Source organism: Pseudomonas sp. MWU13-2517, from assembly GCF_023242545.1.
Taxonomy (GTDB): Bacteria; Pseudomonadota; Gammaproteobacteria; order Pseudomonadales; family Pseudomonadaceae; genus Aquipseudomonas.
Map to the genome: position 1 here is coordinate 1 of NZ_JALMFA010000010.1, position 26105 is coordinate 26105.

Annotated in this window: 23 protein-coding genes, 1 tRNA gene and 2 pseudogenes; 19 read left to right on the forward strand and 7 right to left on the reverse strand. The window is 59.3% G+C overall.

Features of this window, described 5'->3' with window-relative positions:
• Positions 1-263 precede the first annotated feature (263 nt).
• The 3 genes and pseudogenes from cysD to cysN all read left to right on the forward strand — a co-directional run bounded on the left by cysD (position 264) and on the right by cysN (position 3579).
• Positions 264-1181 (forward strand): sulfate adenylyltransferase subunit CysD, encoded by a 918-nt coding sequence (gene cysD / locus M5B97_RS15590; protein ID WP_123714490.1) that lies wholly within the window; start codon positions 264-266, stop codon positions 1179-1181.
• A 103-nt stretch (positions 1182-1284) separates the two neighbouring features.
• Positions 1285-1627: pseudogene (locus M5B97_RS15595) on the forward strand (four helix bundle protein).
• Positions 1628-1680: 53 nt separating this feature from the next.
• Entirely contained in the window at positions 1681-3579 is a 1899-nt protein-coding gene (cysN, locus tag M5B97_RS15600; protein WP_134658785.1) for a sulfate adenylyltransferase subunit CysN, read from the forward strand.
• A gap of 176 nt (positions 3580-3755) precedes the next feature.
• Here cysN and M5B97_RS15605 read toward each other — a convergent pair whose 3' ends face one another.
• The 3 genes from M5B97_RS15605 to M5B97_RS15615 form a co-directional block, all read right to left on the reverse strand.
• The gene (locus M5B97_RS15605; protein ID WP_248731964.1) at positions 3756-4655 is read right to left on the reverse strand and encodes an acyltransferase; all 900 of its coding nucleotides are present in this window, start codon (positions 4653-4655) and stop codon (positions 3756-3758) included.
• Positions 4656-6755: a phosphate acetyltransferase gene (gene pta / locus M5B97_RS15610; RefSeq protein WP_123714494.1), complete on the reverse strand. Its 2100-nt coding sequence runs from the start codon at positions 6753-6755 to the stop codon at positions 4656-4658.
• A 79-nt stretch (positions 6756-6834) separates the two neighbouring features.
• On the reverse strand, positions 6835-7125 hold the full coding sequence (locus tag M5B97_RS15615; protein ID WP_248732061.1) for a DUF3565 domain-containing protein: 291 nt from the start codon (positions 7123-7125) through the stop codon (positions 6835-6837).
• Here M5B97_RS15615 and M5B97_RS15620 point away from each other — a divergent pair.
• The gene (locus M5B97_RS15620; protein ID WP_134658779.1) at positions 7124-7609 is read left to right on the forward strand and encodes a peptidylprolyl isomerase; all 486 of its coding nucleotides are present in this window, start codon (positions 7124-7126) and stop codon (positions 7607-7609) included. The genes M5B97_RS15615 and M5B97_RS15620 overlap by 2 nt on opposite strands.
• Before the next feature lie 176 nt (positions 7610-7785).
• On the opposite strand, the gene rpsT is transcribed toward M5B97_RS15620, so the two are convergent.
• Entirely contained in the window at positions 7786-8064 is a 279-nt protein-coding gene (gene rpsT, locus M5B97_RS15625) for a 30S ribosomal protein S20 (protein ID WP_123714497.1), read from the reverse strand.
• 253 nt (positions 8065-8317) lie between these two features.
• Between rpsT and murJ the strand changes: the two genes are divergently transcribed.
• The 6 genes from murJ (at position 8318) to ispH (ending at position 15769) form a co-directional block, all read left to right on the forward strand.
• The gene (murJ, locus tag M5B97_RS15630; protein ID WP_248731965.1) at positions 8318-9856 is read left to right on the forward strand and encodes a murein biosynthesis integral membrane protein MurJ; all 1539 of its coding nucleotides are present in this window, start codon (positions 8318-8320) and stop codon (positions 9854-9856) included.
• 119 nt (positions 9857-9975) lie between these two features.
• The gene (gene ribF / locus M5B97_RS15635; protein ID WP_053254290.1) at positions 9976-10914 is read left to right on the forward strand and encodes a bifunctional riboflavin kinase/FAD synthetase; all 939 of its coding nucleotides are present in this window, start codon (positions 9976-9978) and stop codon (positions 10912-10914) included.
• Positions 10915-10928: 14 nt separating this feature from the next.
• Entirely contained in the window at positions 10929-13760 is a 2832-nt protein-coding gene (gene ileS, locus M5B97_RS15640) for an isoleucine--tRNA ligase (RefSeq protein ID WP_248731966.1), read from the forward strand.
• Between the two features lie 7 nt (positions 13761-13767).
• Positions 13768-14277, forward strand: coding sequence for a signal peptidase II (lspA, locus tag M5B97_RS15645; RefSeq protein ID WP_123714500.1), 510 nt, complete (start codon positions 13768-13770; stop codon positions 14275-14277).
• Positions 14270-14722, forward strand: coding sequence for a peptidylprolyl isomerase (locus tag M5B97_RS15650; RefSeq protein ID WP_123714501.1), 453 nt, complete (start codon positions 14270-14272; stop codon positions 14720-14722). Before lspA ends, M5B97_RS15650 begins: the two co-directional genes overlap by 8 nt.
• 99 nt (positions 14723-14821) lie before the next feature.
• Positions 14822-15769, forward strand: coding sequence for a 4-hydroxy-3-methylbut-2-enyl diphosphate reductase (gene ispH / locus M5B97_RS15655; RefSeq protein WP_123714502.1), 948 nt, complete (start codon positions 14822-14824; stop codon positions 15767-15769).
• Here ispH and M5B97_RS15660 read toward each other — a convergent pair.
• Positions 15723-16304: pseudogene (locus M5B97_RS15660) on the reverse strand (GspH/FimT family pseudopilin). The gene ispH and the pseudogene M5B97_RS15660 overlap by 47 nt on opposite strands.
• A 204-nt stretch (positions 16305-16508) precedes the next feature.
• Between M5B97_RS15660 and pilV the strand changes: the two are divergent.
• From pilV to thiO, 5 genes are all read left to right on the forward strand, one after another.
• On the forward strand, positions 16509-16994 hold the full coding sequence (gene pilV / locus M5B97_RS15665) for a type IV pilus modification protein PilV (protein ID WP_248731967.1): 486 nt from the start codon (positions 16509-16511) through the stop codon (positions 16992-16994).
• Positions 16991-17698 carry a prepilin-type N-terminal cleavage/methylation domain-containing protein gene (locus M5B97_RS15670; RefSeq protein WP_248731968.1) on the forward strand — a complete coding sequence of 236 codons (708 nt, stop codon included), beginning with the start codon at positions 16991-16993 and terminating at the stop codon, positions 17696-17698. Before pilV ends, M5B97_RS15670 begins: the two co-directional genes overlap by 4 nt.
• A 46-nt stretch (positions 17699-17744) precedes the next feature.
• A complete protein-coding gene (locus M5B97_RS15675) occupies positions 17745-18236 on the forward strand; it encodes a PilX N-terminal domain-containing pilus assembly protein (protein ID WP_248732062.1) in 492 nt (163 codons plus the stop codon).
• 11 nt (positions 18237-18247) lie between these two features.
• The gene (locus M5B97_RS15680) at positions 18248-18649 is read left to right on the forward strand and encodes a type IV pilin protein (protein ID WP_248731969.1); all 402 of its coding nucleotides are present in this window, start codon (positions 18248-18250) and stop codon (positions 18647-18649) included.
• Between the two features lie 62 nt (positions 18650-18711).
• Complete coding sequence (thiO, locus tag M5B97_RS15685; protein ID WP_248731970.1) at positions 18712-19821, forward strand: glycine oxidase ThiO; 1110 nt, start codon at positions 18712-18714, stop codon at positions 19819-19821.
• Here thiO and M5B97_RS15690 read toward each other — a convergent pair.
• Together M5B97_RS15690 and M5B97_RS15695 are read right to left on the reverse strand one after the other, a co-directional pair.
• Positions 19808-20041, reverse strand: coding sequence for a PP0621 family protein (locus M5B97_RS15690; protein ID WP_123714509.1), 234 nt, complete (start codon positions 20039-20041; stop codon positions 19808-19810). The two genes, thiO and M5B97_RS15690, sit on opposite strands and share 14 nt — an antisense overlap.
• 124 nt (positions 20042-20165) lie before the next feature.
• Positions 20166-21191, reverse strand: coding sequence for an outer membrane protein assembly factor BamD (locus M5B97_RS15695; RefSeq protein WP_123714510.1), 1026 nt, complete (start codon positions 21189-21191; stop codon positions 20166-20168).
• 149 nt (positions 21192-21340) lie between these two features.
• On the opposite strand from M5B97_RS15695, the gene rluD reads away from it, so the two are divergent.
• The 4 genes from rluD to M5B97_RS15715 all read left to right on the forward strand — a co-directional run bounded on the left by rluD (position 21341) and on the right by M5B97_RS15715 (position 26099).
• Positions 21341-22303, forward strand: coding sequence for a 23S rRNA pseudouridine(1911/1915/1917) synthase RluD (gene rluD, locus M5B97_RS15700; RefSeq protein WP_105697438.1), 963 nt, complete (start codon positions 21341-21343; stop codon positions 22301-22303).
• Positions 22300-23025 carry a peptidoglycan editing factor PgeF gene (gene pgeF, locus M5B97_RS15705; protein WP_248731971.1) on the forward strand — a complete coding sequence of 242 codons (726 nt, stop codon included), beginning with the start codon at positions 22300-22302 and terminating at the stop codon, positions 23023-23025. Before rluD ends, pgeF begins: the two co-directional genes overlap by 4 nt.
• A 131-nt stretch (positions 23026-23156) precedes the next feature.
• On the forward strand, positions 23157-25721 hold the full coding sequence (gene clpB / locus M5B97_RS15710; RefSeq protein ID WP_123714512.1) for an ATP-dependent chaperone ClpB: 2565 nt from the start codon (positions 23157-23159) through the stop codon (positions 25719-25721).
• Positions 25722-26023: 302 nt separating this feature from the next.
• A tRNA-Asn gene (locus M5B97_RS15715) sits at positions 26024-26099 on the forward strand.
• Positions 26100-26105: the final 6 nt, after the last annotated feature.

Genomic DNA, 26105 nt, shown 5'->3' on the forward strand with positions numbered 1-26105 from the left:
CGCTCTTTGTTTACAAAGCATGGGACTGCTGCGCAGCCCAACGGGAGCAAGCTCCCTCGCCACAGGTTACTTTTTAGCCTTTCTCCTTCTTAACTGACTGGCATTAGGGTAAGCCCCCTCACGTACAGGCCCAAACCGTGGGGCATATTCATATACCGTTTCGATCTAGATGGCTCCCTGAATAGAAGAAGGTGCTGTGCTAGCATGCCTCGCTCGAACACGGCCCGCTGGCCGTCCACAAGATCGTTTTTCCGTGAGTAACCATGGTCGACAAACTGACGCATCTGAAACAGCTGGAGGCGGAAAGCATCCACATCATCCGCGAGGTCGCCGCCGAGTTCGACAACCCGGTGATGCTCTACTCGATCGGTAAAGACTCCGCCGTGATGCTGCATCTGGCACGCAAGGCTTTTTTTCCGGGCAAGTTGCCGTTTCCGGTGATGCACGTCGACACCCGCTGGAAATTCCAGGAGATGTACAAGTTCCGCGACCAAATGGTCGAAGAACTGGGCCTGGACCTGATCACCCACATCAACCCGGATGGCGTGGCGCAGGGCATCAACCCATTCACTCACGGCAGCGCCAAGCACACCGACATCATGAAGACCGAGGGCCTCAAGCAGGCCCTGGACAAGCATGGTTTCGACGCAGCCTTCGGCGGTGCCCGTCGCGATGAAGAGAAATCCCGCGCCAAAGAGCGTGTGTACTCGTTCCGCGACAGCAAACACCGCTGGGACCCGAAGAACCAGCGTCCCGAGCTGTGGAACGTCTACAACGGCAACGTCAACAAGGGCGAGTCGATCCGCGTGTTCCCGCTGTCCAACTGGACCGAGCTGGACATCTGGCAGTACATCTACCTGGAAGGCATTCCGATCGTGCCGCTGTATTTCGCCGCCGAGCGCGATGTGATCGAGAAGAACGGCACGTTGATCATGATCGACGACGACCGCATCCTTGAGCACCTGTCCGACGAAGAAAAAGCCCGAATCGTCAAAAAGAAAGTGCGTTTCCGCACCCTTGGCTGCTACCCGTTGACGGGCGCGGTGGAGTCCGAAGCCGAGACGCTGACGGACATCATTCAGGAAATGCTCCTGACGCGAACTTCCGAGCGCCAGGGCCGTGTCATCGATCACGATGGTGCTGGCTCGATGGAAGACAAAAAACGGCAGGGATACTTTTAAGCGTCGACTTACAAGCGGCAAGCTGCAAGTCAAAGGCGTTATGCGTAATTTGCAGTTTGGTGCTTGCAGCCGGTCGTTGCGAGCCGCGTTTGAGTGACTCGTAATGGATTTCGAGAAGTTGGTTGTCTGGCAGAGAAGCAAGTGTCTAGCGGTGAGAATTTACCGAGAGTTTGCTCAATGCAGGGATCTTGGTTTCAAGGACCAAATCACTCGCTCAGCGCTTTCGGTACCTTCCAATATTGCTGAAGGGATGGAGCGTCGCGGTGCCAAAGAAAAGGTACGTTTTTCTCTGGATTGCGAAGGGCTCTTGTGGAGAATTACGAACACAGATTCTCATCGGCAGTGACATCGCTTACATCGCCCAACCAATGGCTGATAACTGGATTGCAGAAACCCGCGAGCTCTCAAAAATGCTCTGCGGCCTGATCAACAAAATTTCTGACTAGCTGTACGCCGACAAGCTTGCCGCTTGAAGCTTACAGCTTGGAGCTTGAACCCGATGAGCCATCAATCTGATTTGATCAGCGAGGACATCCTCGCCTACCTGGGCCAGCACGAGCGCAAGGAAATGTTGCGCTTCCTGACCTGCGGCAACGTCGACGACGGCAAGAGCACCCTGATCGGGCGTCTGCTGCACGACTCCAAGATGATCTACGAAGATCACCTGGAAGCCATTACCCGCGATTCGAAGAAAGTCGGCACCACCGGTGACGACATCGACCTGGCCTTGCTGGTCGACGGCTTGCAGGCTGAGCGCGAGCAGGGCATCACCATCGATGTTGCCTACCGCTACTTCTCTACCGCCAAGCGCAAATTCATCATTGCCGACACCCCCGGCCATGAGCAGTACACCCGCAACATGGCCACCGGTGCATCCACCTGTGACCTGGCGATCATTCTGATCGATGCGCGTTATGGCGTGCAGACCCAGACCCGTCGCCACAGCTTTATCGCCTCGTTGCTGGGTATCAAACATATCGTGGTGGCCGTCAACAAGATGGACATCAATGGCTTTGACCAAAGCGTATTCGAGCAGATCAAGGCCGATTACCTGAAGTTTGCCGACGGTATCGCCTTCAAGCCGAGTACCCTGGCATTCGTACCGATGTCCGCGCTCAAGGGCGACAACGTGGTGAACAAGAGCGAGCGTTCGCCTTGGTACACCGGCCAGTCGCTGATGGAGATTCTCGAAACCGTCGAGATCGCCAACGACCGCAACTACACCGATTTGCGTTTCCCGGTGCAGTACGTCAACCGCCCGAACCTGAACTTCCGCGGTTTCGCCGGCACCCTGGCCAGCGGCATTGTGCACAAGGGCGACGAAGTGGTGGTGCTGCCTTCGGGCAAGAGCAGCCGTGTCAAATCCATCGTCACCTTCGAAGGCGAACTGGAGCACGCAGGCCCAGGCCAGGCCGTGACCCTGACCATGGAAGACGAGATCGACATCTCCCGTGGCGACCTGCTGGTGCATGCCGACAATGTGCCGCAAGTGACTGACGCTTTCGACGCCATGCTGGTCTGGATGGCTGAAGAGCCGATGCTGCCTGGCAAGAAATACGACATCAAGCGCGCTACCAGCTATGTGCCGGGTTCCATCACCAGCATCGTGCACCGCGTAGACGTGAACACCCTGGCCGAAGGCCCGGCGAGTTCGTTGCAATTGAACGAGATCGGCCGGGTCAAGGTCAGCCTCGACGCCGCCATTGCCCTGGACGGCTACGACAGCAACCGCACCACGGGTGCGTTTATCGTCATCGACCGTTTGACCAACGGCACCGTAGCCGCAGGCATGATCATCGCGCCACCGGTTGGCCATGGCAGTGCGGCACAGCACGGTAAATTGGCTCATGTCGCCACCGAGGAGCGTGCGCTGCGCTTCGGCCAGCAGCCGGCCACCGTGTTGTTCAGCGGCTTGTCGGGCGCCGGCAAAAGTACCTTGGCCTACGCGGTTGAGCGCAAGCTGTTCGACATGGGCCGGGCGGTATTCGTGCTGGATGGCCAGAACCTGCGTCACGACCTGAACAAAGGGCTGCCGCAGGACCGTGCTGGTCGCACTGAAAACTGGCGGCGTGCCGCCCACGTGGCGCGCCAGTTCAACGAAGCCGGCCTGCTGACCCTGGCCGCGTTCGTTGCGCCGGATGCCGAAGGCCGCGAACAGGCCAAGGCACTGATCGGTGCCGACCGTCTTCTGACCGTCTATGTACAAGCGTCGCCGCTGGTGTGCGCCGAGCGTGATCCGCAAGGCCTGTACGCTGCCGGAGGGGATAACATCCCTGGCGAATCCTTCCCGTATGACGTGCCGTTGAACGCCGATCTGGTGCTCGACACCCAGGCGCTGTCGTTGGAAGAGAGCGTCAAGCAGGTGCTCGAGTTGTTGCGTCAGCGCGGCGCGATCTAAACCGCTCCAGCACAAATAAGCCCGCCACCGAGTGATCGGTGGCGGGCTTTTTCATGCACTTACGGTCAGCGCAGATCAACTGCAGGGGAGAGCTTGTTCACGATTGCCGAGTGCCAGTCACGGCCTCAGCTGACAGGCGCGTTACCGTCGGGAGCAAGCCCCCTCACACATGATGATTATTTTTTGCCTGGGAATTGCGTGTGCAGCTTCTCCAGGAGGGCGTCCTTGTCTTCCCACAGCTGGTTGATCCAGCCTTGGAATGCCACCCGATATATCTCGTCCTGTTCATAATTCTTGCCAATGAACTCGGCCGGAATCCGTACCTCTTCAAACTGCACGACCACGTCCTTCACATTCCCGCACAGCAAATCCCAGTAGCCCGGGCGCCCGGCGGGGTAGTGGATGGTCACGTTGACCAGTGACTTCAACTGCTCGCCCATGGCATCCAGTACAAAGGCGATACCACCGGCCTTGGGCTTGAGCAGGTAGCGGAACGGCGACTTCTGCTGTGCATGTTTGCCTGGGGTAAATCGCGTGCCTTCGGCGAAGTTGAAGATGCCGACGGGGTTGTCGCGAAATTTCGCGCAGGTCTTGCGGGTGGTTTCCAGGTCTTTGCCTTTCTTCTCCGGGTGCTTTTCCAGATAGGCCTTGGTGTAGCGCTTCATGAACGGAAAGCCCAGCGCCCACCACGCCAGGCCAATCACCGGCACCCAGATCAGTTCCTGCTTGAGGAAAAATTTCAGCGGGCGGATCCGCCGGTTCAGCACGTATTGCAACACCATGATGTCAACCCAGCTCTGGTGGTTGCTGGTCACCAGATACGAGTGTTGGTAGTCCAGGCCCTCAAAGCCGGTCAGGTGCCAGCGAGTGCGCTGCACCAGATTCATCCAGCCCTTGTTGTTGGTGACCCAGGCTTCATGGGTGTGGTTCATCAGCCATTCGCTGAAGCGCTTGGCAAACGGCAGCGCCTTGAACAAGGCCACGATAAACAGGAACGAACACAGCAGGATCGTGTTCAACGCCAGCAACAGCGAAGCAATGACTCCGCGCACGGCGGCAGGTAGAAAATCCAGCATTTAGATATCCATGGGGCGGTTGGCGGCTTGGATCGCAGTCAATGCGATGGTGTACACGATGTCGTCGACTTGAGCGCCGCGTGGCAGGTCGTTCACCGGCTTGCGCAGGCCCTGGAGCATCGGCCCCAGGCTTACGCAGTCGGCGCTGCGTTGCACGGCCTTGTGCGTGGTGTTGCCGGTGTTCAGGTCCGGGAACACAAAGACTGTGGCTTTACCGGCGACCTGGCTGTTGGGCGCCAACTGCCGGGCGACGGTTTCGTTGGCGGCGGCGTCGTACTGCAAGGGGCCGTCGATCAGCAATGAGCTTTGCTGTTCGTGGGCGAGCAGGGTGGCTTCGCGGACTTTTTCAACTTCCTCGCCGCTGGCTGAGTCACCGCTGGAATAGCTGATCATCGCCACGCGTGGGGTAATGCCGAACGCGGCGGCCGAGTCGGCGCTTTGCAGGGCGATCTCTGCCAGCTCGGCCGCGCTCGGGTGCGGATTCATCACGCAGTCGCCGTACACCAGTACCTGCTCGGGAAACAGCATGAAGAACACCGACGACACCAGCGTGCAACCCGGTGCTGTTTTAATCAGCTGCAGGGCGGGACGGATGGTGTTGGCGGTGGAGTGGATGACGCCGGAAACCAGGCCGTCCACTTCATCCAGCGCGAGCATCATGGTGGCGATCACCACGTTGTCCTCCAACTGCTGCTCGGCCATCGGCGCGTTGAGGCTTTTGCTCTTGCGCAGCGCAACCATCGGTTCGACGTAACGCTGGCGAATCAGGTCCGGGTCAAGAATCTCCAGGCCCTCCGGCAATTCAATGCCCTGGGCGCGGGCGACGGCTTCCACATCCGCCGGCTTGGCCAGCAGCACACAGCGGGCAATGCCGCGGGCCTGGCAGATGGCGGCGGCTTGCACGGTCAGCGGTTCACTGCCTTCGGGCAATACGATGCGCTTGTTGGCGGCCTGGGCGCGTTGAATCAATTGATAACGGAATACCGCCGGTGACAGGCGCATTTCCCGTGGCGTGCCGCAACGTTGGTGCAGCCAGCGCGCGTCCAGGTGGCTGGCGACGAAATCGGTGATGATCTCGGCGCGCTCGCGGTCGTCGATAGGGATTTCTTTGTTGAGGCTGTTGAGCAGGTTCGCCGTGTCGTAGGAGCCTGTGCTCACCGACAGCACCGGCAGCCCGGCCTGGAGTGCGCCACGGCACAAATCCATGATGCGCGGGTCGGGCAGGGTGTCACTGGTCAGCAGCAGTCCGGCCAGAGGCACGCCGTTGATCGCCGCGAGGCTGACCGCGAGGATGATGTCGTCGCGGTCGCCCGGCGTCACCACCAGTACGCCGGGTTTGAGCAGCTCCACGGTGTTGCGCATGGTACGCGCGCAAATGATGATTTTAGTCATGCGCCGGCTTTCATAATCGCCGGCATTGAGGATCTGCGCGCCCATCAGGTCGGCTACGTCGCGGGTGCGCGGAGCGTTGAGCTCGGGCTGGTAGGGGATGCAGCCGAGCAGGCGGAAATCCCCACTGCGCAACAACGGCGAATGCTCTTTCAGGCGCGCCGAGAAGGCTTCGATGCTTTCGTCGGTGCGCACTTTGTTGAGGATTACGCCCAGCACTTTCGGATCTTTCGGCCCACCGAACAGCTGCGCCTGCAATTCGACTCGGCCGGAAAGCTCGGTGAGCACTTCGTTTTCCGGGGCGGATACAAGGATCACCTCGGCATCGAGGCTCTTGGCCAGGTGCAGGTTGACTCGAGCCGCGTAACTGGCGCTGCGGGTCGGTACCATGCCTTCGACGATCAACACATCCTTGCCCACGGCGGCCTGCTGATACAGCGTGATGATTTCTTCGAGCAGCTCATCAAGCTGGCCGTCGCCCAGCATGCGCTCGACGTGGGCCAGGCCCAGGGGTTGTGGCGGTTTCAGGCCGTGAGTGCGCGCCACCAGTTCGGTGGAGCGTTCCGGGCCCGTGTCGCCGGGGTGCGGCTGGGCAATCGGTTTGAAGAAACCGACTTTCAACCCGGCTCGCTCAAGGGTACGCACCAGCCCAAGGCTGATGGAGGTCAGACCCACACCAAAATCGGTGGGCGCGATAAAAAAAGTCTGCATGCGAATTCTCTGGAGGTGCATGGCTTCGGCGGTGCTCTATGGTTGAGCGCCTGCCGGGAATCAGGCATCAAGGTTATCGTTATTCGTGCCCTTGCGCACACCAGCCGCAGGTAAAGGGTTGGCCTATTTTTTCGAGGCGTTGTGCGGTATCGAGTACCCACGCCCTGGACTGCCAGGGCGGCTGGTGGCGCAGGTGCTGGGTGTGACCGCAAGAGAGCTCGGCGACCCAGTGCTGGTCGTCGTCCTGGTGGAACCCGATGATAAAGGATGCCGTTGGTCGGTCCCGTCTGTCCGGGTTCTGTTCGCTTTCGGGCAAATCCTTGTTTAGACTTGTCCGTTCTTCATTCTTATGCAAAAGGTCTCGCCCCATGACGATCGCCGCTAACAAGGCTGTCTCCATCGACTATACCCTGACCAACGACGCTGGTGAGGTCATCGACAGCTCAGCCGGCGGCGCGCCGCTGGTCTACCTGCAAGGCGCAGGGAACATCATCCCGGGCCTGGAAAAGGCTCTGGAAGGCAAGAGCGTTGGCGATGAACTGAACGTTGTCGTAGAGCCGGAAGACGCTTACGGCGAATACTCCGCCGAACTGGTCAGCACTCTGAGCCGCAGCATGTTCGAAGGCGTCGACGAGCTGGAAGTGGGCATGCAGTTCCACGCTTCCGCGCCAGACGGCCAAATGCAGATCGTCACTATCCGCGATCTGGATGGCGATGACGTGACTGTCGACGGTAACCACCCCCTGGCTGGCCAGCGCCTGAACTTCCAAGTGAAGATCGTTGCCATCCGCGACGCTTCCCAGGAAGAAGTGGCTCACGGTCACGTCCACGGTGAAGGCGGTCACCACCACTGATTGATACGTTGATCGGCTGGTAGCAAAAACGCCCCGACTGGTTCGGGGCGTTTTTTTGCCTGGGGTTCGAGGCAGGATGTTTATTTTCTGAGCACAAACAAAAATGCCCCGGACCTTTCGGTACGGGGCATTTCTTAACTGTTACGCCGGTAAACCCGCGTTGCAGTTGTTACCACTTAGGCTGCAGCAGCAACGTTCAGAGCCTTGATGTGGCCATTCAGGCGGCTCTTATGACGAGCGGCCTTGTTCTTGTGGATGATGCCCTTATCGGCCATACGGTCGATAACCGGCACAGCCAGAACGTAAGCAGCTTGAGCTTTTTCAGCGTCTTTGGTGTCGATGGCTTTAACTACATTCTTGATGTAGGTACGAACCATGGAACGCAGGCTGGCGTTGTGGCTGCGACGCTTCTCAGCCTGTTTTGCACGTTTTTTGGCGGAAGGTGAGTTGGCCACCGTCGAGCTCCTCGAAAGACTTTTTAGGAAATAGCAAACAAAATAGGCCGCGAATCATGCCGATGACTTGAAGTGTTGTCAAGGGTGGCTGATGCGAACTGCTGAGTGGTCGATCTGAAGAGGCGGGTGATTTATTTCCGGCGCTTGACCTGTAAACTCGCGAGCTTTGGCTCTGTGCTGCTGCAGGTGCGCAGTATCGCATAAGTGGGCGCTTTGTTCGCCTGCTGTTTATCTATAGGCGCAAACTCTTTCAATGAATCTGCTCAAATCGTTGGCTGCGGTCAGCTCTATCACAATGATCTCCCGGGTATTGGGGTTCGTGCGTGACACCCTGTTGGCGCGTATTTTTGGCGCCAGCATGGCCACGGACGCCTTCTTTATTGCCTTCAAACTGCCCAACCTGCTGCGTCGGATCTTCGCCGAGGGCGCATTTTCCCAAGCATTCGTACCGATCCTGGCGGAATACAAGTCCCAGCAGGGCGAAGAAGCGACCCGCACTTTTCTTGCCTATGTCTCGGGCCTGCTGACGCTGGTTTTGATGCTGGTCACCATTGCCGGCATGCTCGCCGCCCCCTGGGTGATCTGGGCCACGGCCCCGGGTTTTGCCAATACACCGGAAAAATTCGCGCTGACCACTGATCTGCTGCGTGTGACCTTCCCTTATATATTGCTCATTTCGCTCTCATCCCTGGCTGGCGCCGTCCTGAATACCTGGAATCGTTTCTCGGTGCCGGCGTTCGTGCCGACCTTGCTCAACGTGAGCATGATTATCTTCGCGGTGTACCTCACGCCGTACTTCGATCCGCCCGTGATGGCCCTGGGTTGGGCGGTGCTGGCAGGTGGCCTGGCGCAATTGTTGTACCAGCTGCCGCACCTGAAAAAGATCGGCATGCTCGTGCTGCCGCGGCTCAACCTGAAGGACACCGGTGTCTGGCGTGTAATGCGCAACATGTTGCCGGCGATCCTCGGTGTATCGGTCAGCCAGATTTCCCTGATCATCAACACCGCCTTCGCCTCGTTGCTGGTGTCTGGCTCGGTGTCGTGGATGTACTACGCCGATCGACTGATGGAGTTGCCGTCCGGCGTGCTCGGTGTGGCCTTGGGCACGATTTTGCTGCCGACCCTGTCGCGCACCTATGCCGGCAAAGACCGCCAGGAATACTCGCGTATTCTCGATTGGGGGCTGCGCTTGTGCTTCGTGCTGGTGTTGCCTTGTGCCCTGGCCCTGGGGATTCTGGCTGAACCGCTGACGGTATCGTTGTTCCAGTACGGCCAATTCAGCGCGTTTGATGCCTCCATGACCCAGCGTGCGTTGATTGCCTACTCTGTAGGGCTGCTCGGTATCATTGTGATCAAGGTGCTGGCGCCGGGCTTTTATGCTCAACAAAACATCCGTACGCCAGTGAAAATCGCGATCTTCACGCTGATCGTCACGCAATTGCTCAACCTGGTGTTCATTGGCCCGCTGGCTCACGCCGGATTGGCCCTGGCCATTAGTGCCGGTGCCTGTATCAATGCCGGCTTGCTGTTCTATCAACTGCGCAAGCAGCAGATGTTCCTGCCGCAACCGGGTTGGGGCATCTTTGCGCTCAAGCTGCTGGTCGCGGTGGGCGTGATGTCTGCGGTGCTATTGGGGTTGATGCACTTCATGCCCGCCTGGGACGAAGGGCACATGCTGGAGCGCTTCATGCGCCTGGGCGTGCTGGTGGTTGCAGGTGTTGTGGCTTACTTCGGCATGTTGCTGCTGCAAGGCTTTCGCCTGCGTGATTTCAATCGCAAGTCCCTGAGCTAGGGACTTTGCCTGAATAAAACGATTGTTTTATCGAATCGACTCACTTGGCCTGCGCTGTTGCCTGTCGTCCGGGGCCGGGTGTGGTTATAATCGACCACTTTATGAGCAAGAAGCGCGTTATGCAGCTGGTTCGAGGTCTCCACAACCTGCGCCCCCAGCATCGGGGCTGCGTCGCCACTATTGGCAACTTTGACGGTGTTCACCGTGGTCACCAGGCTATCCTGGCCCGGCTGCGTGAGCGAGCGGTCGAGTTGGGTGTACCCAGCTGCGTGGTGATTTTTGAGCCGCAGCCGCGGGAATTTTTCACCCCGGAAACGGCGCCGGCCCGTCTGGCCCGCTTGCGCGACAAGTTGCAGTTGCTGGCTGAAGAGGGGGTGGACCGAGTCCTCTGCCTGGCCTTCAACCAGCGTTTGCAAAGCCTCAGCGCCGCCGAATTCGTCGACCGTATCCTGGTGGACGGCTTGGGTGTGCAACACTTGGAGGTCGGCGACGACTTCCGTTTCGGTTGCGACCGCGTAGGAGATTTCGATTTCCTGCAACACGCCGGCGTCAACCAGGGTTTTACCGTCGAAGCCGCGCAAACCGTCGAACTGGATGGCCTGCGCGTAAGCAGCACCCAGGTGCGTAATGCACTGGCCGCTGCCGACTTCGCCTTGGCCGAGCGTCTGCTCGGTCGCCCGTTCCGCATTGCCGGGCGTGTATTGCACGGCCAGAAGCTGGCGCGCCAACTGGGTACGCCAACCGCCAACGTGCAACTCAAGCGTCGCCGTGTGCCGCTGACCGGGGTTTACCTGGTGAGTGTCGACATCGACGGCCAATCGTGGCCGGGAGTCGCCAATATAGGCGTCAGGCCCACGGTTGCAGGTGATGGCAAGGCCCACCTGGAAGTACACCTTTTGGATTTTGCCGGTGATTTGTATGACCGGCGTTTGACGGTGGTTTTCCACCAGAAGCTGCGTGAAGAGCAGCGTTTCGCCTCCCTTGAGGCGTTGAAAACGGCGATCAATGCGGATGTCGCCGCCGCCCGTGCACTAGCCGCACCTAGCGCCCATCGCTAACCGAAGAGCCTTAAATGACCGACTATAAAGCCACGCTAAACCTTCCGGACACCGCCTTCCCAATGAAGGCCGGCCTGCCACAGCGCGAACCGCAGATCCTGCAGCGCTGGGACAGTATTGGCCTGTACGGAAAGTTGCGCGAAATTGGCAAGGATCGTCCGAAATTCGTCCTGCACGACGGCCCTCCTTATGCCAACGGCACGATTCACATCGGTCATGCGCTGAACAAGATTCTCAAGGACATGATCATCCGCTCGAAAACCCTTTCGGGTTTTGACGCACCTTATGTCCCGGGTTGGGACTGCCACGGTCTGCCGATCGAGCACAAAGTCGAAGTGACCCATGGCAAGAACCTGGGCGCGGATAAAACCCGCGAACTGTGCCGTGCCTACGCCACCGAGCAGATCGAAGGGCAGAAGTCCGAATTCATCCGTCTGGGTGTATTGGGCGACTGGGCCAACCCGTACAAGACCATGGACTTCAAGAACGAGGCCGGTGAAATCCGTGCCTTGGCCGAAATCGTCAAGGGTGGCTTCGTGTTCAAGGGACTCAAGCCCGTGAACTGGTGCTTCGACTGCGGTTCGGCCCTGGCCGAAGCGGAAGTCGAGTACGAAGACAAGAAGTCCTCGACCATCGACGTGGCCTTCCCGATTGCGGAAGACGCCAAACTGGCCGAGGCCTTTGGCCTGACGAGCCTGGGCAAGCCGGCGGCCATCGTGATCTGGACCACCACCCCGTGGACCATCCCCGCCAACCAGGCACTGAACGTGCACCCGGAGTTCACCTATGCCCTGGTGGACGTCGGTGACCGCCTGCTGGTGCTGGCCGAGGAAATGGTCGAGTCGTGCCTGGCGCGTTACAACCTGCAAGGTTCGGTGATCGCCACGACGACCGGTTCCGCGTTGGAACTGATCAACTTCCGCCACCCGTTCTATGACCGCCTGTCGCCGGTTTACCTGGCCGACTACGTTGAACTGGGCTCGGGTACCGGTGTGGTCCACTGCTCGCCTGCCTACGGCGTGGACGACTTTGTGATCTGCAAGAAATACGGCATGGTCAACGATGACATCATCAACCCGGTGCAAAGCAATGGCGTTTACGTGCCATCGCTGGAGTTCTTTGGTGGCCAGTTCATCTTCAAGGCCGACAAGGCGATCATCGAAAAGCTGAGCGAAGTCGGTGCACTTCTGCAGTCCGCTACCATCCAGCACAGCTACATGCACTGCTGGCGTCACAAGACCCCGCTGATCTACCGCGCTACCGCGCAGTGGTTCATCGGCATGGACAAAGAGCCGGTCAGCGGCGACACCCTGCGCGTGCGCTCGCTCAAAGCCATCGAAGACACAGGCTTCATCCCGGCCTGGGGCCAGGCGCGCCTGCACTCGATGATTGCCAACCGTCCGGACTGGTGCATCTCCCGCCAGCGTAACTGGGGTGTGCCGATTCCGTTCTTCCTCAACAAGGAAAGCGGCGAGCTGCACCCTCGTACCGTTGAGCTGATGGAAGTCGTGGCCCAACGAGTCGAGCAGGAAGGCATCGAAGCCTGGTTCAAGCTGGACGCCGCCGAGCTGTTGGGCGACGAAGCACCGTTGTACGACAAGATCAGCGACACCCTCGACGTATGGTTCGACTCCGGCACCACCCACTGGCACGTGCTGCGTGGTTCCCACCCTATGGGCCACGAGACAGGTCCTCGCGCCGATCTGTACCTGGAAGGTTCGGACCAACACCGTGGCTGGTTCCATTCGTCCTTGCTCACTGGTTGCGCCATCGATAACCACGCCCCGTACCGCGAACTGCTGACCCACGGTTTCACCGTTGATGAAAACGGTCGCAAGATGTCCAAGTCCCTGGGCAACGTAATTGCGCCGCAAAAGGTCAATGACACGCTGGGTGCCGACATCATGCGCCTGTGGGTGGCCTCGACGGACTATTCGGGCGAAATGGCTGTGTCGGAGCAGATCCTGCAGCGCAGTGCCGATGCCTACCGTCGCATCCGTAATACCGCACGCTTCCTGTTGTCGAACCTGACCGGCTTCAACCCGGCCACCGACATCGTGCCGGCCGAGGACATGCTCGCCCTGGATCGTTGGGCCGTGGACCGTACCCTGTTGCTGCAGCGCGAGTTGCAGGAGCACTACGGCGAATACCGTTTCTGGAACGTTTACTCGAAGATCCACAACTTCTGCGTGCAGGAGTTGGGTGGTTTCTACCTCGACATCATCAAGGATCGCCAGTACACCACCGGCGCCAACAGCAAGGCACGCCGTTCGGCGCAGACCGCGCTGTACCACATCAGTGAGGCGCTGGTGCGCTGGATCGCACCGATCCTGGCCTTCACCGCCGATGAGCTGTGGGAATACCTGCCGGGCGAGCGCAACGAATCCGTGATGCTCAACACCTGGTACGAAGGTCTGACCGAACTGCCGGCGGACTTCGAATTGGGCCGCGAATACTGGGAGGGCGTAATGGCCGTCAAGGTTGCGGTGAACAAGGAGCTGGAAGTCCAGCGCGCGGCCAAGGCCGTCGGTGGCAACCTGCAAGCCGAAGTCACCCTGTTTGCCGAAGATGGCCTGACGGCCGACCTGGCCAAGCTGAGCAACGAGCTGCGCTTCGTGCTCATCACCTCGACGGCCAGCCTGGCACCGTTCGCCCAAGCGCCGGCAGACGCCGTGGTCACCGAAGTGCCGGGCCTCAAGCTCAAAGTCGTCAAGTCGGCGTTCCCCAAGTGCGCCCGTTGCTGGCACTGCCGTGAAGATGTCGGTGTGAATCCTGAGCATCCGGAAATCTGTGGTCGTTGCGTCGACAACATCAGCGGTGCCGGCGAGGTTCGCCACTATGCCTAGTGGAAACATGCCTAAAGCCAGTCGCTTCGGGCGCCTGGGCTGGCTCGTATTGAGTGTGCTGGTCCTGGTCATTGACCAGGCCAGCAAGGCTCACTTCGAGGGTGCTCTGGAAATGTTCCAGCAGATCGTGGTGATCCCGGATTACTTCAGCTGGACACTGGCCTACAACACTGGCGCTGCTTTCAGTTTCCTCGCCGACAGTGGCGGCTGGCAGCGTTGGCTGTTCGCCCTGATTGCCGTGGTGGTCAGTGCCGTGCTGGTGGTCTGGCTCAAGCGCCTGGGGCGCGACGATACCTGGCTTGCCATCGCCCTGGCCCTGGTGCTGGGCGGTGCGCTGGGCAACCTCTATGACCGCATTGCCCTGGGCCATGTTATCGACTTCATCCTGGTGCATTGGCAGAATCGCTGGTATTTCCCGGCGTTCAACTTTGCCGACAGCGCCATCACCGTCGGTGCGGTGATGCTGGCGTTGGACATGTTCAAAAGCAAGAAAACCGGAGAGACCGTCAATGACTGATCAGGTAGTGACTGAACAACGGATCGGCCAGAACACGGAAGTCACTTTGCATTTCGCATTGCGCCTGGAGAATGGCGACACGGTCGACAGCACCTTCGACAAGGCCCCGGCGACCTTCAAAGTCGGTGATGGCAACCTGCTGCCGGGTTTCGAAGCGGCGCTATTCGGGTTCAAGGCCGGCGATAAGCGCAACCTGCAGATCCTGCCGGAAAATGCCTTTGGCCAGCCCAACCCGCAGAATGTGCAGATCATTGCGCGTTCGCAGTTTGAAGGCATGGACCTGTCGGAAGGCTTGCTGGTGATCTTCAACGATGCGGCGAATACCGAGCTGCCAGGTGTAGTCAAAGCCTTCGATGACGCGCAAGTGACCATCGACTTCAACCACCCGCTGGCCGGTAAAACCTTGACGTTTGATGTGGAAATCATCGACGTTAAAGCGATCTAACTGACGAATCGGCCTATTGCAGCGCCGGACTTGTGTGGCGGGGGATCAAGCTCCCTCGCCACACAAGCTCGTTCCTGCAGGCAAGACACGAGGCACAGCATGCAAATCAAACTCGCCAACCCCCGTGGCTTCTGCGCCGGCGTGGACCGGGCGATCGAAATCGTCAATCGCGCCCTGGAAGTCTTCGGGCCGCCGATTTATGTGCGCCACGAAGTTGTCCACAACAAGTTCGTGGTCGAAGACCTGCGCGCACGCGGTGCCATTTTTGTTGAAGAACTCGATCAGGTGCCGGACGACGTTATCGTCATCTTCAGCGCCCATGGCGTTTCCCAGGCCGTGCGTACCGAAGCTGCCGGCCGTGGCCTGAAAGTATTCGACGCCACCTGCCCATTGGTCACCAAGGTGCATATCGAAGTCGCACGCTACAGTCGCGATGGACGTGAGTGCATCCTGATCGGCCATGCCGGTCACCCGGAAGTCGAAGGCACCATGGGCCAGTACGACGCCAGCAACGGCGGTGCCATCTATCTGGTAGAAGATGAAAAGGACGTCGCCAACTTGCAGGTACAAAACCCTGAACGGTTGGCTTTCGTGACGCAGACCACCTTGTCCATGGACGACACCAGCCGTGTTATCGACGCCCTGCGCGCGCGATTCCCGGATATCGGTGGCCCGCGCAAGGATGACATTTGCTACGCCACACAAAACCGTCAGGACGCGGTCAAGCAATTGGCCAACGAATGCGACGTGGTTCTGGTGGTCGGCAGCCCGAACAGCTCCAACTCCAATCGCCTGCGCGAGCTGGCCGAGCGCATGGCTACGCCGGCCTACCTGATCGACGGTGCCGAAGACATGCAACGCAGCTGGTTCGATGGCGTTGAGCGTATCGGTATCACGGCCGGTGCTTCGGCTCCAGAAGTCCTGGTGCGTGGCGTGATCCAACAGTTGCAGGCCTGGGGGGCGACCGGCGCGGATGAGCTGGCCGGCCGTGAAGAGAACATCACGTTCTCCATGCCCAAGGAACTGCGGGTTCGCTCTTTGCTCTGAGCCACGACGTGCCGGATCAGCCTCGACATAATGCCTGCTCGGTTTTATCACTGCGCAGGCTGATGCGGCCGCTGGGAGCCAGCACCACCTGATACAGGCTTTGTGCCTGGCCCGTGTCACATATGTGCACGGTGCCGGCACGGAAGCCTCCTCCCTGAAAAACCGGTTCGCCCAATCCGCTGAAGCGCACTTGGCTTCTGACCGGGCCATTGCCCACTATCGTTGCGCGCCCGCTGTCCTGTCGCTCCAACAGTATCGGATTGTCATCGTCCATATGGCCGCGCCCGCTGACATCCTCGATCACTCGCCAACCTCGGCCCCAATCGTCCTCCAGTGCATGAACAATCACCGCGCGATTACGTGCGAGCGCTTCGCTGCGGGCGAAGCGCAGGCCGTCCGCCAGCGAGTTCGCTGCGCTGCGCTGCTGGTGCGATTCGAGCAACCCTTTGAAGCTGGGTACTGCCAGATGCGTCAGCAGGCCGCTCAGCATCAGGCCGAATAACAACTCGATCAGGGTGAAGCCTCGTTCTGTCATAGGTCGTCCCTCCGTGGACGCCGCCGGTGATTCCGCGGGTAGCGATAGGTATAGCTACCGACTGCCAGGGTTGGATGATGGCTTTTATGTCCAAAGTATTTCCCTTTGTTCCGGGAGCAGCGTTGGTTAAAAAGCGGCGCTAGTCTTGGGGCTCACAACAGGTTTTTCCTGCTTTCCCGGCCCTCGACATGGATGACGACGGTGATGCTAATCCGTACGCACACGTTTTTTCTGCGCGCCTCCGAATGGCGCCAAACCGGCATGACGCTGATCGAAGTGTTGGTAGCGGTGTTGATTCTGGCTGTTGGTCTGTTGGGGGCCTCGGCAATCCAACTCAATGCGCTCAAGTACACCGAGAGCGCCAGGATGACCAGCCAGGCCAGTTTCATTGCCTATGACATGCTCGACCGAATTCGCTCCAATCCTGGGATCGATTATTCATGGACGCGAGCCGAGCCCGCGCCGGCCAATGCCCCGACCGCCAGCGTGCGTGACCTGGACTTGCATGATTTCGAGGCCAATATCATTGGCTTCGCTGGCGCAGATGCCAAAGGGGCTGTGTCGATCAGCGGGCCTGAGGTCACCATCACTATCAGTTGGCAAGGAGCCAGGGGGGCAGGCGGCCCGGGAGCCAGGGAGACTTTCGTTCTCACCAGTCGCATGGCCGATGAACAAGGCGCGTTGCAATGAAGCGGCGTGTACGCGGATTCAGCCTGGTGGAAATGCTGGTGGCATTGGCCGTAGGGCTCATGTTGGTGCTGGGTGGGAGCCAGGTGGTAATCAGCACGCGGATGACATACGCCAGCCAATTGGCTGCAATGGTTCTGCAAGACGATGCGCGGTTTGTCCTGGGCAAGCTGACGCAGGATATTCGCCAGGCGGGTATGTTCGGCTGCCTGACCACCGCATTTATCGAAGAAGCTCCAGCTACCTTGGAGCGGCCAGTGGGATGGAGTAGGTCGGGCGACGCAACGGCGCTGACACTGATCACTGCGGATGTCGGTAAGGGTGGAGGCAAGCCTGATTGGACGGTGGTGTCCGACTGCAGGACGGTTGCCCGGGCGTATGCTGGAACGCCGCCTGCGCCGACGCCTGGACAGGTGCACTTTGCACTGCGCCAGCTCACCTACACCTATGAGTCCGGTCAACTGAAAGTCAGCACCCCGGCGGCGCCGGCCAAAGCGGTGCTGATCGATAACGTGGGGGCGTTCGACATCAGTTTTGGCATGGCGGCCAAGCCTGCATCGACCGGTGTGGTGCGTTACGACAGCGACCCGGCCGACGAATCGTTGATACGCAGTGTGCGCGTCCTCCTGACGCTGCAAGACCCGACGGGGCGTGTCAGGGACCAGACCTACAGCGTTGTGGCGGCGCTGCGAAGTCGGCAGGGGTAGGGCCGTGACGAGCACAGTTGGCGGTATTCATTTGCGTCAGGCAGGGATGGTGTTGTTGGTCAGCCTGGTATTCCTGCTGCTGTTATCACTGGTCGGCTTGTCATCGATGCAAGGTGCGATATCCCAGCAAAAAGTCGCTGGCAGCTTGTGGCATCGCAATCAATCGTTTCAAAGCGCCGAAAGCGGCCTCAGGGTGGGGGAGGTGACGGTAAGGCGAGGTGGCGACGCGCTCCCCGAATGCCACTCAATCATCACATGCTCGCCACCCGAGGAGGCGTTTTCGCTGATGGGGGCCGGGACGAATCCTGTCTCGGCGGTTAACTGGATCGCCTCGGACGGTGGATTCTTTGGCATTCAGTCCATAGGCGATGGCCTGGGGCTTGTGCATTTGCCGGCGCAAACCTCGGCGCAGTTGTTTCGGGTGACAGCGGTCGGGCTGGTTGGCCAATCGCGCACGGTACTCGAGAGCGTATATGCGCGGGTGGAGGAGGGAGGGCGTGCGCGGTTTCAACGAATCCTATGGCGGCAACTTCAATAAGGAGCAATCGGATGAGCATGGAGAGCCAGGGTTTTACCCTGATCGAGTTACTGGTTGCCATGGCGATCATCGCGGTTTTGGCCGGGGTCGCTTATCCCGGATATACCGGACATGTGAAAAAGGTTTATCGCGGTCAAGTCGCAGCACTGTTGACCGAACAGGCCCAGTACCTGGAGCGCTTTTACACCCGGAACGGCACTTTTATTGGTGCAGAGGCGGTCAGTACAGGCAATGATCACTATAGAATCAGCGCTGTATTGACTCCCCAGGATTTTGACCTGCTTGCCACGCCCATCGTCGATTCAGTCATGGCGGACGACGCGTGCGGCGAATTCAGCTTGAGCAGTACCGGCGTGCGAAGCAACCCGGGAGCCCTGCCAGGAATGTCGCGCAAGACGTGTTGGGGGCAGTAATGAGAATGCTGGAAGAATGAGCGCCGGGTGCGCCTATCCCTATATATCGGCTGGATCAAATGATGGCAAAGCAACAGCGAGTGGTAATTGTCGGCGGCGGAGTAATCGGGTTGTTGACCGCGTTCAACCTGGCCACCCAAGGGCAGACTGTCGTGCTGCTGGAGCGTGGGGGGCTTGGGCAAGAGTCTTCGTGGGCCGGGGGCGGGATCGTTTCACCGTTGTACCCGTGGCGCTACAGCCCGGCCGTTACCGCTTTGGCCCATTGGTCCCAGGACTTTTATCCACAGCTGGCGCAACGATTGTTTGCCGCCACGGGTGTTGATCCGGAGGTTCATACCACGGGCTTGTACTGGCTTGACCTGGAAGATGAGGCTGAAGCATTAGCCTGGGCTGCCCGTGAAGGGCGCCCGCTGAGCAAAGTGGATGTGTCGGCGGCTCATGATGCCGTGCCGGTGCTGGGGGCTGGTTATTCCCAGGCCATCTACATGGCTGATGTCGCCAATGTGCGCAACCCGCGATTGGTCAAGTCCTTGAAGGCGGCATTGCTGGCGTTGCCCGGCGTGACGATTCACGAACAGTGTCAGGTGGCAGGTTTTGTCCTGGAGGGCGACACCGTAGTGGGCGTCGAAACGGCGGCCGGGCGGGTTTGCGGCGATCAGGTCGTGCTCGCGGCGGGAGCCTGGAGTGGGGAGTTGCTGGGGACGCTGGGTTTGGCGCTACCCGTTGAGCCGGTCAAAGGCCAGATGATCCTGTACAAATGCGCCTCGGACTTTTTGTCGAGCATGGTCCTTGCAAAAGGGCGCTATGCAATCCCGCGTCGTGACGGGCACATATTGATTGGCAGCACGTTAGAGCATGAGGGCTTCGACAAGACGCCGACCGAAGCGGCGCTGGAAAGCCTCAAAGCCTCGGCAGTGGAGTTGATTCCCGCGTTGGCCGACGCTGAGGTGGTGGGCCATTGGGCGGGCTTGCGGCCAGGCTCGCCGGAAGGTGTTCCCTACATTGGCGAGGTACCCGGCTTCAAGGGGCTGTGGCTCAATTGTGGGCATTACAGAAATGGCCTGGTGCTCGCACCCGCGTCCTGCCAGTTGTTCACTGACTTGCTGCTGGGCCATGCACCGATTATCGAGCCGGCACCTTACGCGCCTGCTGGTCGCCTCAACGCTGGCTAGGCTTCGGACCTTGTTCCAGGTGCGCCTGGGTGCAGTACCACTCCTGGCGTACGCTCAGTGCGCGGTCCTGCGGCAGGTGTACGCCGCAGTGCGCGCAACGCACCATCGGCGTGGCATCGAGTTCGCTGGACCGTTGCTGTTTAGCGGTCGGGCTTTTGAATTTGCGCCAGAACCATACCGCGGCAGCAATGACGGCAATCCAGAACAGTAGACGAACCATGGTAAGCAGCTTCTCGACAGGGAATGCGCCAGTTTAGCCAAGGACGTGGCAGGCGCACAGCGTAAAATGCCTGCCCACAAAAAAGGGAGCCCTGCGGGCTCCCTTCCATTACTGCCTGGACCGATCAGTCGAAAATACCGAAGGTCATGTAGCTGAACCACGAACGGTCTTCGTTGTTGCCAAGGGCTTGCGGTGCCTGCTCTTCGATCACATCGCCGTTTTCGTCGTGCGGCTTGAGGTCGGAAGGAATGGCATCTTTCGCGTCCTGGAACTGCTTGACCACGTCCTGGTTGGCGCGGGTTTCGCCCGGCGGCAGCGGTGGACGGGACTCGATCAGGCCCAAGGTGTACTTGCTCAGCCACGAACGGTTGTCCGCTTCGGCGACCTGAGGCACGAACTGGCCGTCTTTCAGGCTCGGGTGATCCGGGTAGTTAAGCTTCAGGGTTTCCAGGCTGGTGCTCGCCAGGGCATCCAGGTGCAGGCGCTGGTAAGCCTCGGTCATTACCGCCAGGCCATCGCCCACGGATGGGGTTTCCTGGAAGTTTTCCACCACATAGCGGCCACGGTTGGCAGCGGCCACGTACGCCTGACGGGTCAGGTAGTAGTGGGCTACGTGGATTTCGTAGGACGCCAACAGGTTACGCAGGTAGATCATGCGTTGCTTGGCATCCGGCGCATAGCGGCTGTTGGGGTAGCGGCTGGTCAGCTGGGCGAACTCGTTGTAGGAGTCGCGGGCAGCACCCGGGTCACGCTTGGTCATGTCCAGCGGCAGGAAGCGCGCCAGCAGGCCAACGTCCTGGTCGAACGAGGTCAGGCCCTTCATGTAGTAGGCGTAATCCACGTTCGGGTGCTGCGGGTGCAAGCGGATAAAACGCTCGGCGGCGGACTTGGCAGCTTCCGGCTCGGCGTTCTTGTAGTTGGCGTAGATCAGTTCGAGCTGGGCCTGGTCGGCATAGCGTCCGAACGGATAGCGCGACTCCAGGGCCTTCAGCTTCGCTGTGGCGCTGGTGTAGCTATTATTGTCCAAGTCTTTCTGAGCTTGCTGGTAAAGCTCGACTTCGCTCAGGTTTTCGTCGACGACGTCCTTTGTTGACGAGCAAGCAGCAGTCATGGCGAGGATGGCGATCAGCAGCAGGTGTTTCACTTGCATGGCGGCTTGCGTCCCTATGACGGCCGCTGTCTTGGGCGGGGCCGTCCTGTTATGATGAGCGCCCCGTTGAAAGCCTCGGGGCAAAAGACGCCGTATTTAACCACAAGCGCGCAGCCGAAACCAAAGGCTGTGCCACGCCTAGTCTGAGCATGTCCGATAAAATTGAACTTCGCGCAGAGGTGCCGTCCGAATTGGGCGGCCAACGCCTCGATCAAGTCGCCGCACAATTATTCGCTGAGCACTCGCGCTCGCGCCTTTCCGCCTGGATCAAAGACGGCCGCCTGACTGTGGATGGAGCGGTTATCCGCCCGCGAGACATAGTTCATGGCGGTGCGATTCTTGAGCTGACTGCCGAGCAGGAAGCCCAGGGAGAATGGGTTGCCCAGGACATTGAGCTGGACATCGTCTATGAAGATGACGACATCCTGGTCATCAACAAACCCGCAGGCCTGGTGGTTCACCCGGCTGCCGGGCACGCTGATGGCACTTTGCTCAACGCCCTGTTGCATCACGTGCCGGATATCATCAATGTCCCGCGCTGCGGCATCGTGCACCGTCTGGACAAGGACACCACCGGCTTGATGGTGGTAGCCAAGACCATTCAGGCGCAGACGCAGCTGGTCACACAGTTGCAGAGCCGCAGTGTCAGCCGGATCTACGAGTGCATCGTGATCGGCGTCGTGGTCGCGGGCGGCAAGATCAATGCCCCTATTGGTCGCCACGGCCAGCAGCGCCAGCGTATGGCGGTGATGGAAGGCGGCAAGCAGGCCGTAAGCCACTACCGTGTATTGGAGCGTTTCCGTTCCCATACCCATGTGCGGGTCAAACTGGAAACCGGTCGTACTCACCAGATTCGCGTGCACATGGCGCACATCAACTTCCCGTTGGTCGGAGATCCTGCCTACGGTGGTCGCTTCCGCATTCCGCCGGCAGCCAGTGCAACCATGGTTGAGTCGCTGAAAAACTTCCCGCGCCAGGCGTTGCATGCACGCTTCCTGGAATTGGATCATCCGACGAGCGGTAAGCGCATGAGCTGGGAATCGCCTCTGCCAGACGACCTGGTCTGGTTGTTGTCGCTGCTCAAGCAGGATCGCGAGGCGTTTATCGGATGAGTGACTGGCTGATTCCTGACTGGCCTGCGCCGGCTCAGGTGAAAGCTTGCGTCACCACCCGTACGGGCGGCGTCAGTCCGGCGCCGTTCGACAGCCTCAACCTGGGCGATCATGTCGAGGACAGCCTGGAGGCCGTCCTTGAAAACCGTCGTCGCCTTTCCGAGGCCTTTAATATTCAGCCAGCCTGGCTGCGCCAAGTGCATGGCGTGGTCGTGGTCGAGGCCGATCCCGGCTGCGTCGCCGAAGCTGATGGCAGTTGGACCAGTACCCCGGGCATTGCCTGCACTTCAATGACTGCTGACTGCCTGCCTGCGTTGTTCTGCAATCGTGCCGGCACTCGGGTCGCGGCGGCCCATGCAGGTTGGCGCGGTCTGGCGGCAGGGGTGTTGGAGGCGGCGTTCGAAAGCCTGGATACCGAACCTGCCGACGTCCTGGTCTGGCTCGGCCCTGCCATTGGTCCGCAAGCTTTTGAAGTGGGCCCGGAAGTGCGTGATGCCTTCATGCAGCAGTTGCCGATGACCGAGCAGGCCTTTTTGCCCAGCCGCAATCCCGGCAAATACATGGCCGACATCTACCAGTTGGCGCGATTGCGTCTGGCTGCGCGAGGTGTCACTGCTGTTTATGGGGGCGGTTTCTGCACCGTGACCGACCCACGCTTCTTTTCTTACCGCCGCCACCCTCGCACCGGTCGGTTTGCCTCCCTGATCTGGCTTGAGCGCTAGACTCTCCTGATCTAAGTCAACTATCCACAGCTTGAATCTCCCAGAATCGACCACATCTATAGGGCTATCTGGCAGGTTTCTTCATTCAGGATGTGTTTGTAGCTCCGGCCTGCTCAAAAGGAAGGTGACTAATGCGTATTGATCGTTTAACCAGCAAATTGCAGTTGGCTTTATCTGATTCCCAATCATTGGCGGTGGGCCTTGACCACCCGGCCATTGAGCCAGCGCACTTGATGCAGGCGCTCCTGGAGCAGCAAGGTGGTTCTATCAAACCTTTGCTGATGCAGGTGGGCTTTGACGTCAACAGCCTGCGCAAGGAGTTGAGCAAAGAGCTCGACCAACTGCCGAAAATCCAGAATCCGACCGGCGACGTGAACATGTCGCAGGACTTGGCGCGTCTGCTCAACCAGGCCGACCGTCTAGCCCAGCAGAAAGGTGACCAATTCATCTCCAGCGAGCTGGTGCTGCTCGCCGCCATGGATGAAAACAGCAAACTCGGCAAATTGCTGCTGGGTCAGGGCGTCAGTAAGAAAGCCTTGGAAAATGCCATCAACAACCTGCGTGGCGGCGACGCGGTAAACGACCCCAACCATGAGGAGTCGCGTCAGGCACTGGACAAATACACCGTTGACCTGACCAAGCGTGCCGAAGAAGGCAAGCTTGACCCGGTAATCGGCCGTGACGATGAAATCCGTCGCACCATCCAGGTCCTGCAACGTCGTACCAAGAACAACCCGGTGCTGATCGGTGAGCCCGGCGTGGGTAAAACCGCGATCGCCGAGGGTCTGGCCCAGCGCATCATCAATGGTGAAGTGCCGGATGGTCTTAAAGGCAAGCGCCTGTTGTCCCTGGACATGGGCTCGTTGATCGCCGGTGCCAAGTTCCGTGGCGAGTTCGAAGAGCGTCTGAAATCCCTGCTCAACGAGCTGTCGAAGCAGGAAGGGCAGATCATTCTGTTTATCGACGAGCTGCACACCATGGTCGGCGCCGGTAAAGGCGAAGGCTCGATGGACGCCGGCAACATGCTCAAGCCGGCGTTGGCACGGGGTGAGTTGCACTGCGTTGGCGCGACCACGCTTAACGAGTACCGCCAGTACATCGAAAAGGACGCGGCTCTTGAGCGTCGTTTCCAGAAAGTGCTGGTGGAAGAGCCGAGCGAAGAAGACACCATCGCGATCCTGCGTGGCCTGAAAGAACGCTATGAGGTCCACCACAAGGTGGCGATCACTGATGGCGCAATCATTGCGGCGGCTAAATTGAGCCATCGCTACATCACTGATCGTCAGTTGCCGGACAAGGCTATTGACCTGATCGACGAGGCCGCCAGCCGTATTCGCATGGAGATCGACTCCAAACCGGAAGTGCTCGACCGTCTGGATCGACGCCTGATTCAACTGAAAGTTGAATCCCAGGCTCTTAAGAAGGAAGAGGATGACGCGGCGAAGAAACGCCTGGAAAAACTCCAGGAAGAAATCGTCCGCCTGGAACGTGAGTATTCGGACCTGGAAGAAATCTGGACCTCGGAAAAGGCCGAAGTACAGGGTTCTGCACAGATCCAGCAAAAAATTGAGCAATCCCGTCAGGAACTGGAAGCTGCGCGTCGTAAAGGTGACCTGAACCGCATGGCCGAATTGCAGTACGGGGTGATCCCGGACCTGGAGCGCAGCCTGCAGATGGTCGACCAGCATGGCCACAGCGAGAACCAATTGCTGCGTAGCAAGGTGACCGAGGAGGAAATTGCCGAGGTGGTCTCCAAGTGGACCGGCATTCCGGTGTCGAAGATGCTTGAGGGCGAGCGTGACAAGCTGTTGAAAATGGAAAGCCTGTTGCATCAACGTGTCATCGGCCAGGAAGAGGCGGTGGTCGCGGTGTCCAACGCAGTGCGCCGTTCGCGGGCAGGTTTGTCCGACCCGAATCGTCCGAGCGGCTCATTCATGTTCCTCGGCCCGACGGGTGTGGGTAAGACCGAGTTGTGCAAGGCGTTGGCCGAGTTCCTCTTTGATACCGAAGAGGCCATGGTACGGATCGATATGTCCGAATTCATGGAGAAACACTCGGTGGCTCGCTTGATCGGCGCCCCACCAGGCTACGTGGGCTACGAGGAGGGCGGTTACCTGACCGAAGCCGTGCGGCGCAAGCCTTACTCGGTGATCCTGCTGGATGAGGTCGAGAAGGCCCACCCGGATGTATTCAACATCCTGCTGCAAGTGCTGGAAGATGGCCGCCTGACGGACAGCCACGGGCGTACCGTGGACTTCCGTAATACGGTGGTCGTGATGACCTCCAACCTGGGCTCGGCGCAGATCCAGGAGCTGGTGGGTGATCGTGAGGCACAACGTGCTGCGGTTATGGACGCGTTGACCAGTCACTTCCGTCCCGAATTTATCAACCGGGTTGATGAAGTGGTCATCTTCGAGCCTCTGGCACGCGATCAGATCGCGGGCATCACCGAGATCCAGTTGGGGCGTCTGCGAGGTCGCCTGGCCGAGCGCGATCTTGACCTGGAGTTGAGTGGTGAGGCGTTGGACAAGCTGATCGCAGTCGGTTACGACCCGGTGTATGGCGCACGGCCTTTGAAACGTGCGATCCAGCGCTGGATCGAAAACCCGCTGGCCCAGTTGATCCTGTCGGGCAGCTTTATGCCGGGTACCAGCGTCAAGGCCACGGTGGAGAACGACGAAATCGTCTTCCATTAAGCCTGGCCAGTTCTGCAATAAGAGAAGGCTCCGCATTGCGGAGCCTTTTTTTTCGATAGGGCGTTGAACTGTAAGGCAAAGGCTTGTAAAGTGCGCCCCGCAACAACGTCAGCCCACGGATTTCTTCTCCCCAAGAAGAAATCAGAAAGAAGCGCAAATCATTGTCTTAAAAGCAATTTAAAGGGTTGACAGGGGTTTTTAAGATTGTAGAATAGCGCGCCTCAGAGACATGAACGTAGCGATACGGACAAGTCGAAGAGAAGGTTACATCGCTGCAAAAGTTGTACATTTGAATATGTAGTTCCGTGATAGCTCAGTCGGTAGAGCAAATGACTGTTAATCATTGGGTCCCAGGTTCGAGTCCTGGTCACGGAGCCAATTCAA

Excerpts from the sequence above, each read along its gene's own strand:
- cysD (WP_123714490.1), top strand. The coding sequence starts at position 264 with ATGGTCGACAAACTGACGCATCTGAAACAGCTGGAGGCGGAAAGCATC.
- cysN (WP_134658785.1), top strand. The coding sequence starts at position 1,681 with ATGAGCCATCAATCTGATTTGATCAGCGAGGACATCCTCGCCTACCTG.
- M5B97_RS15605 (WP_248731964.1), bottom strand. The coding sequence starts at position 4,655 with ATGCTGGATTTTCTACCTGCCGCCGTGCGCGGAGTCATTGCTTCGCTG.
- pta (WP_123714494.1), bottom strand. The coding sequence starts at position 6,755 with ATGCAGACTTTTTTTATCGCGCCCACCGATTTTGGTGTGGGTCTGACC.
- M5B97_RS15620 (WP_134658779.1), top strand. The coding sequence starts at position 7,124 with ATGACGATCGCCGCTAACAAGGCTGTCTCCATCGACTATACCCTGACC.
- M5B97_RS15615 (WP_248732061.1), bottom strand. The coding sequence starts at position 7,125 with ATGGGGCGAGACCTTTTGCATAAGAATGAAGAACGGACAAGTCTAAAC.
- murJ (WP_248731965.1), top strand. The coding sequence starts at position 8,318 with ATGAATCTGCTCAAATCGTTGGCTGCGGTCAGCTCTATCACAATGATC.
- ribF (WP_053254290.1), top strand. The coding sequence starts at position 9,976 with ATGCAGCTGGTTCGAGGTCTCCACAACCTGCGCCCCCAGCATCGGGGC.
- ileS (WP_248731966.1), top strand. The coding sequence starts at position 10,929 with ATGACCGACTATAAAGCCACGCTAAACCTTCCGGACACCGCCTTCCCA.
- lspA (WP_123714500.1), top strand. The coding sequence starts at position 13,768 with ATGCCTAAAGCCAGTCGCTTCGGGCGCCTGGGCTGGCTCGTATTGAGT.
- M5B97_RS15650 (WP_123714501.1), top strand. The coding sequence starts at position 14,270 with ATGACTGATCAGGTAGTGACTGAACAACGGATCGGCCAGAACACGGAA.
- ispH (WP_123714502.1), top strand. The coding sequence starts at position 14,822 with ATGCAAATCAAACTCGCCAACCCCCGTGGCTTCTGCGCCGGCGTGGAC.
- pilV (WP_248731967.1), top strand. The coding sequence starts at position 16,509 with ATGCTAATCCGTACGCACACGTTTTTTCTGCGCGCCTCCGAATGGCGC.
- M5B97_RS15670 (WP_248731968.1), top strand. The coding sequence starts at position 16,991 with ATGAAGCGGCGTGTACGCGGATTCAGCCTGGTGGAAATGCTGGTGGCA.
- M5B97_RS15675 (WP_248732062.1), top strand. The coding sequence starts at position 17,745 with ATGGTGTTGTTGGTCAGCCTGGTATTCCTGCTGCTGTTATCACTGGTC.
- M5B97_RS15680 (WP_248731969.1), top strand. The coding sequence starts at position 18,248 with ATGAGCATGGAGAGCCAGGGTTTTACCCTGATCGAGTTACTGGTTGCC.
- thiO (WP_248731970.1), top strand. The coding sequence starts at position 18,712 with ATGGCAAAGCAACAGCGAGTGGTAATTGTCGGCGGCGGAGTAATCGGG.
- M5B97_RS15690 (WP_123714509.1), bottom strand. The coding sequence starts at position 20,041 with ATGGTTCGTCTACTGTTCTGGATTGCCGTCATTGCTGCCGCGGTATGG.
- M5B97_RS15695 (WP_123714510.1), bottom strand. The coding sequence starts at position 21,191 with ATGCAAGTGAAACACCTGCTGCTGATCGCCATCCTCGCCATGACTGCT.
- rluD (WP_105697438.1), top strand. The coding sequence starts at position 21,341 with ATGTCCGATAAAATTGAACTTCGCGCAGAGGTGCCGTCCGAATTGGGC.
- pgeF (WP_248731971.1), top strand. The coding sequence starts at position 22,300 with ATGAGTGACTGGCTGATTCCTGACTGGCCTGCGCCGGCTCAGGTGAAA.
- clpB (WP_123714512.1), top strand. The coding sequence starts at position 23,157 with ATGCGTATTGATCGTTTAACCAGCAAATTGCAGTTGGCTTTATCTGAT.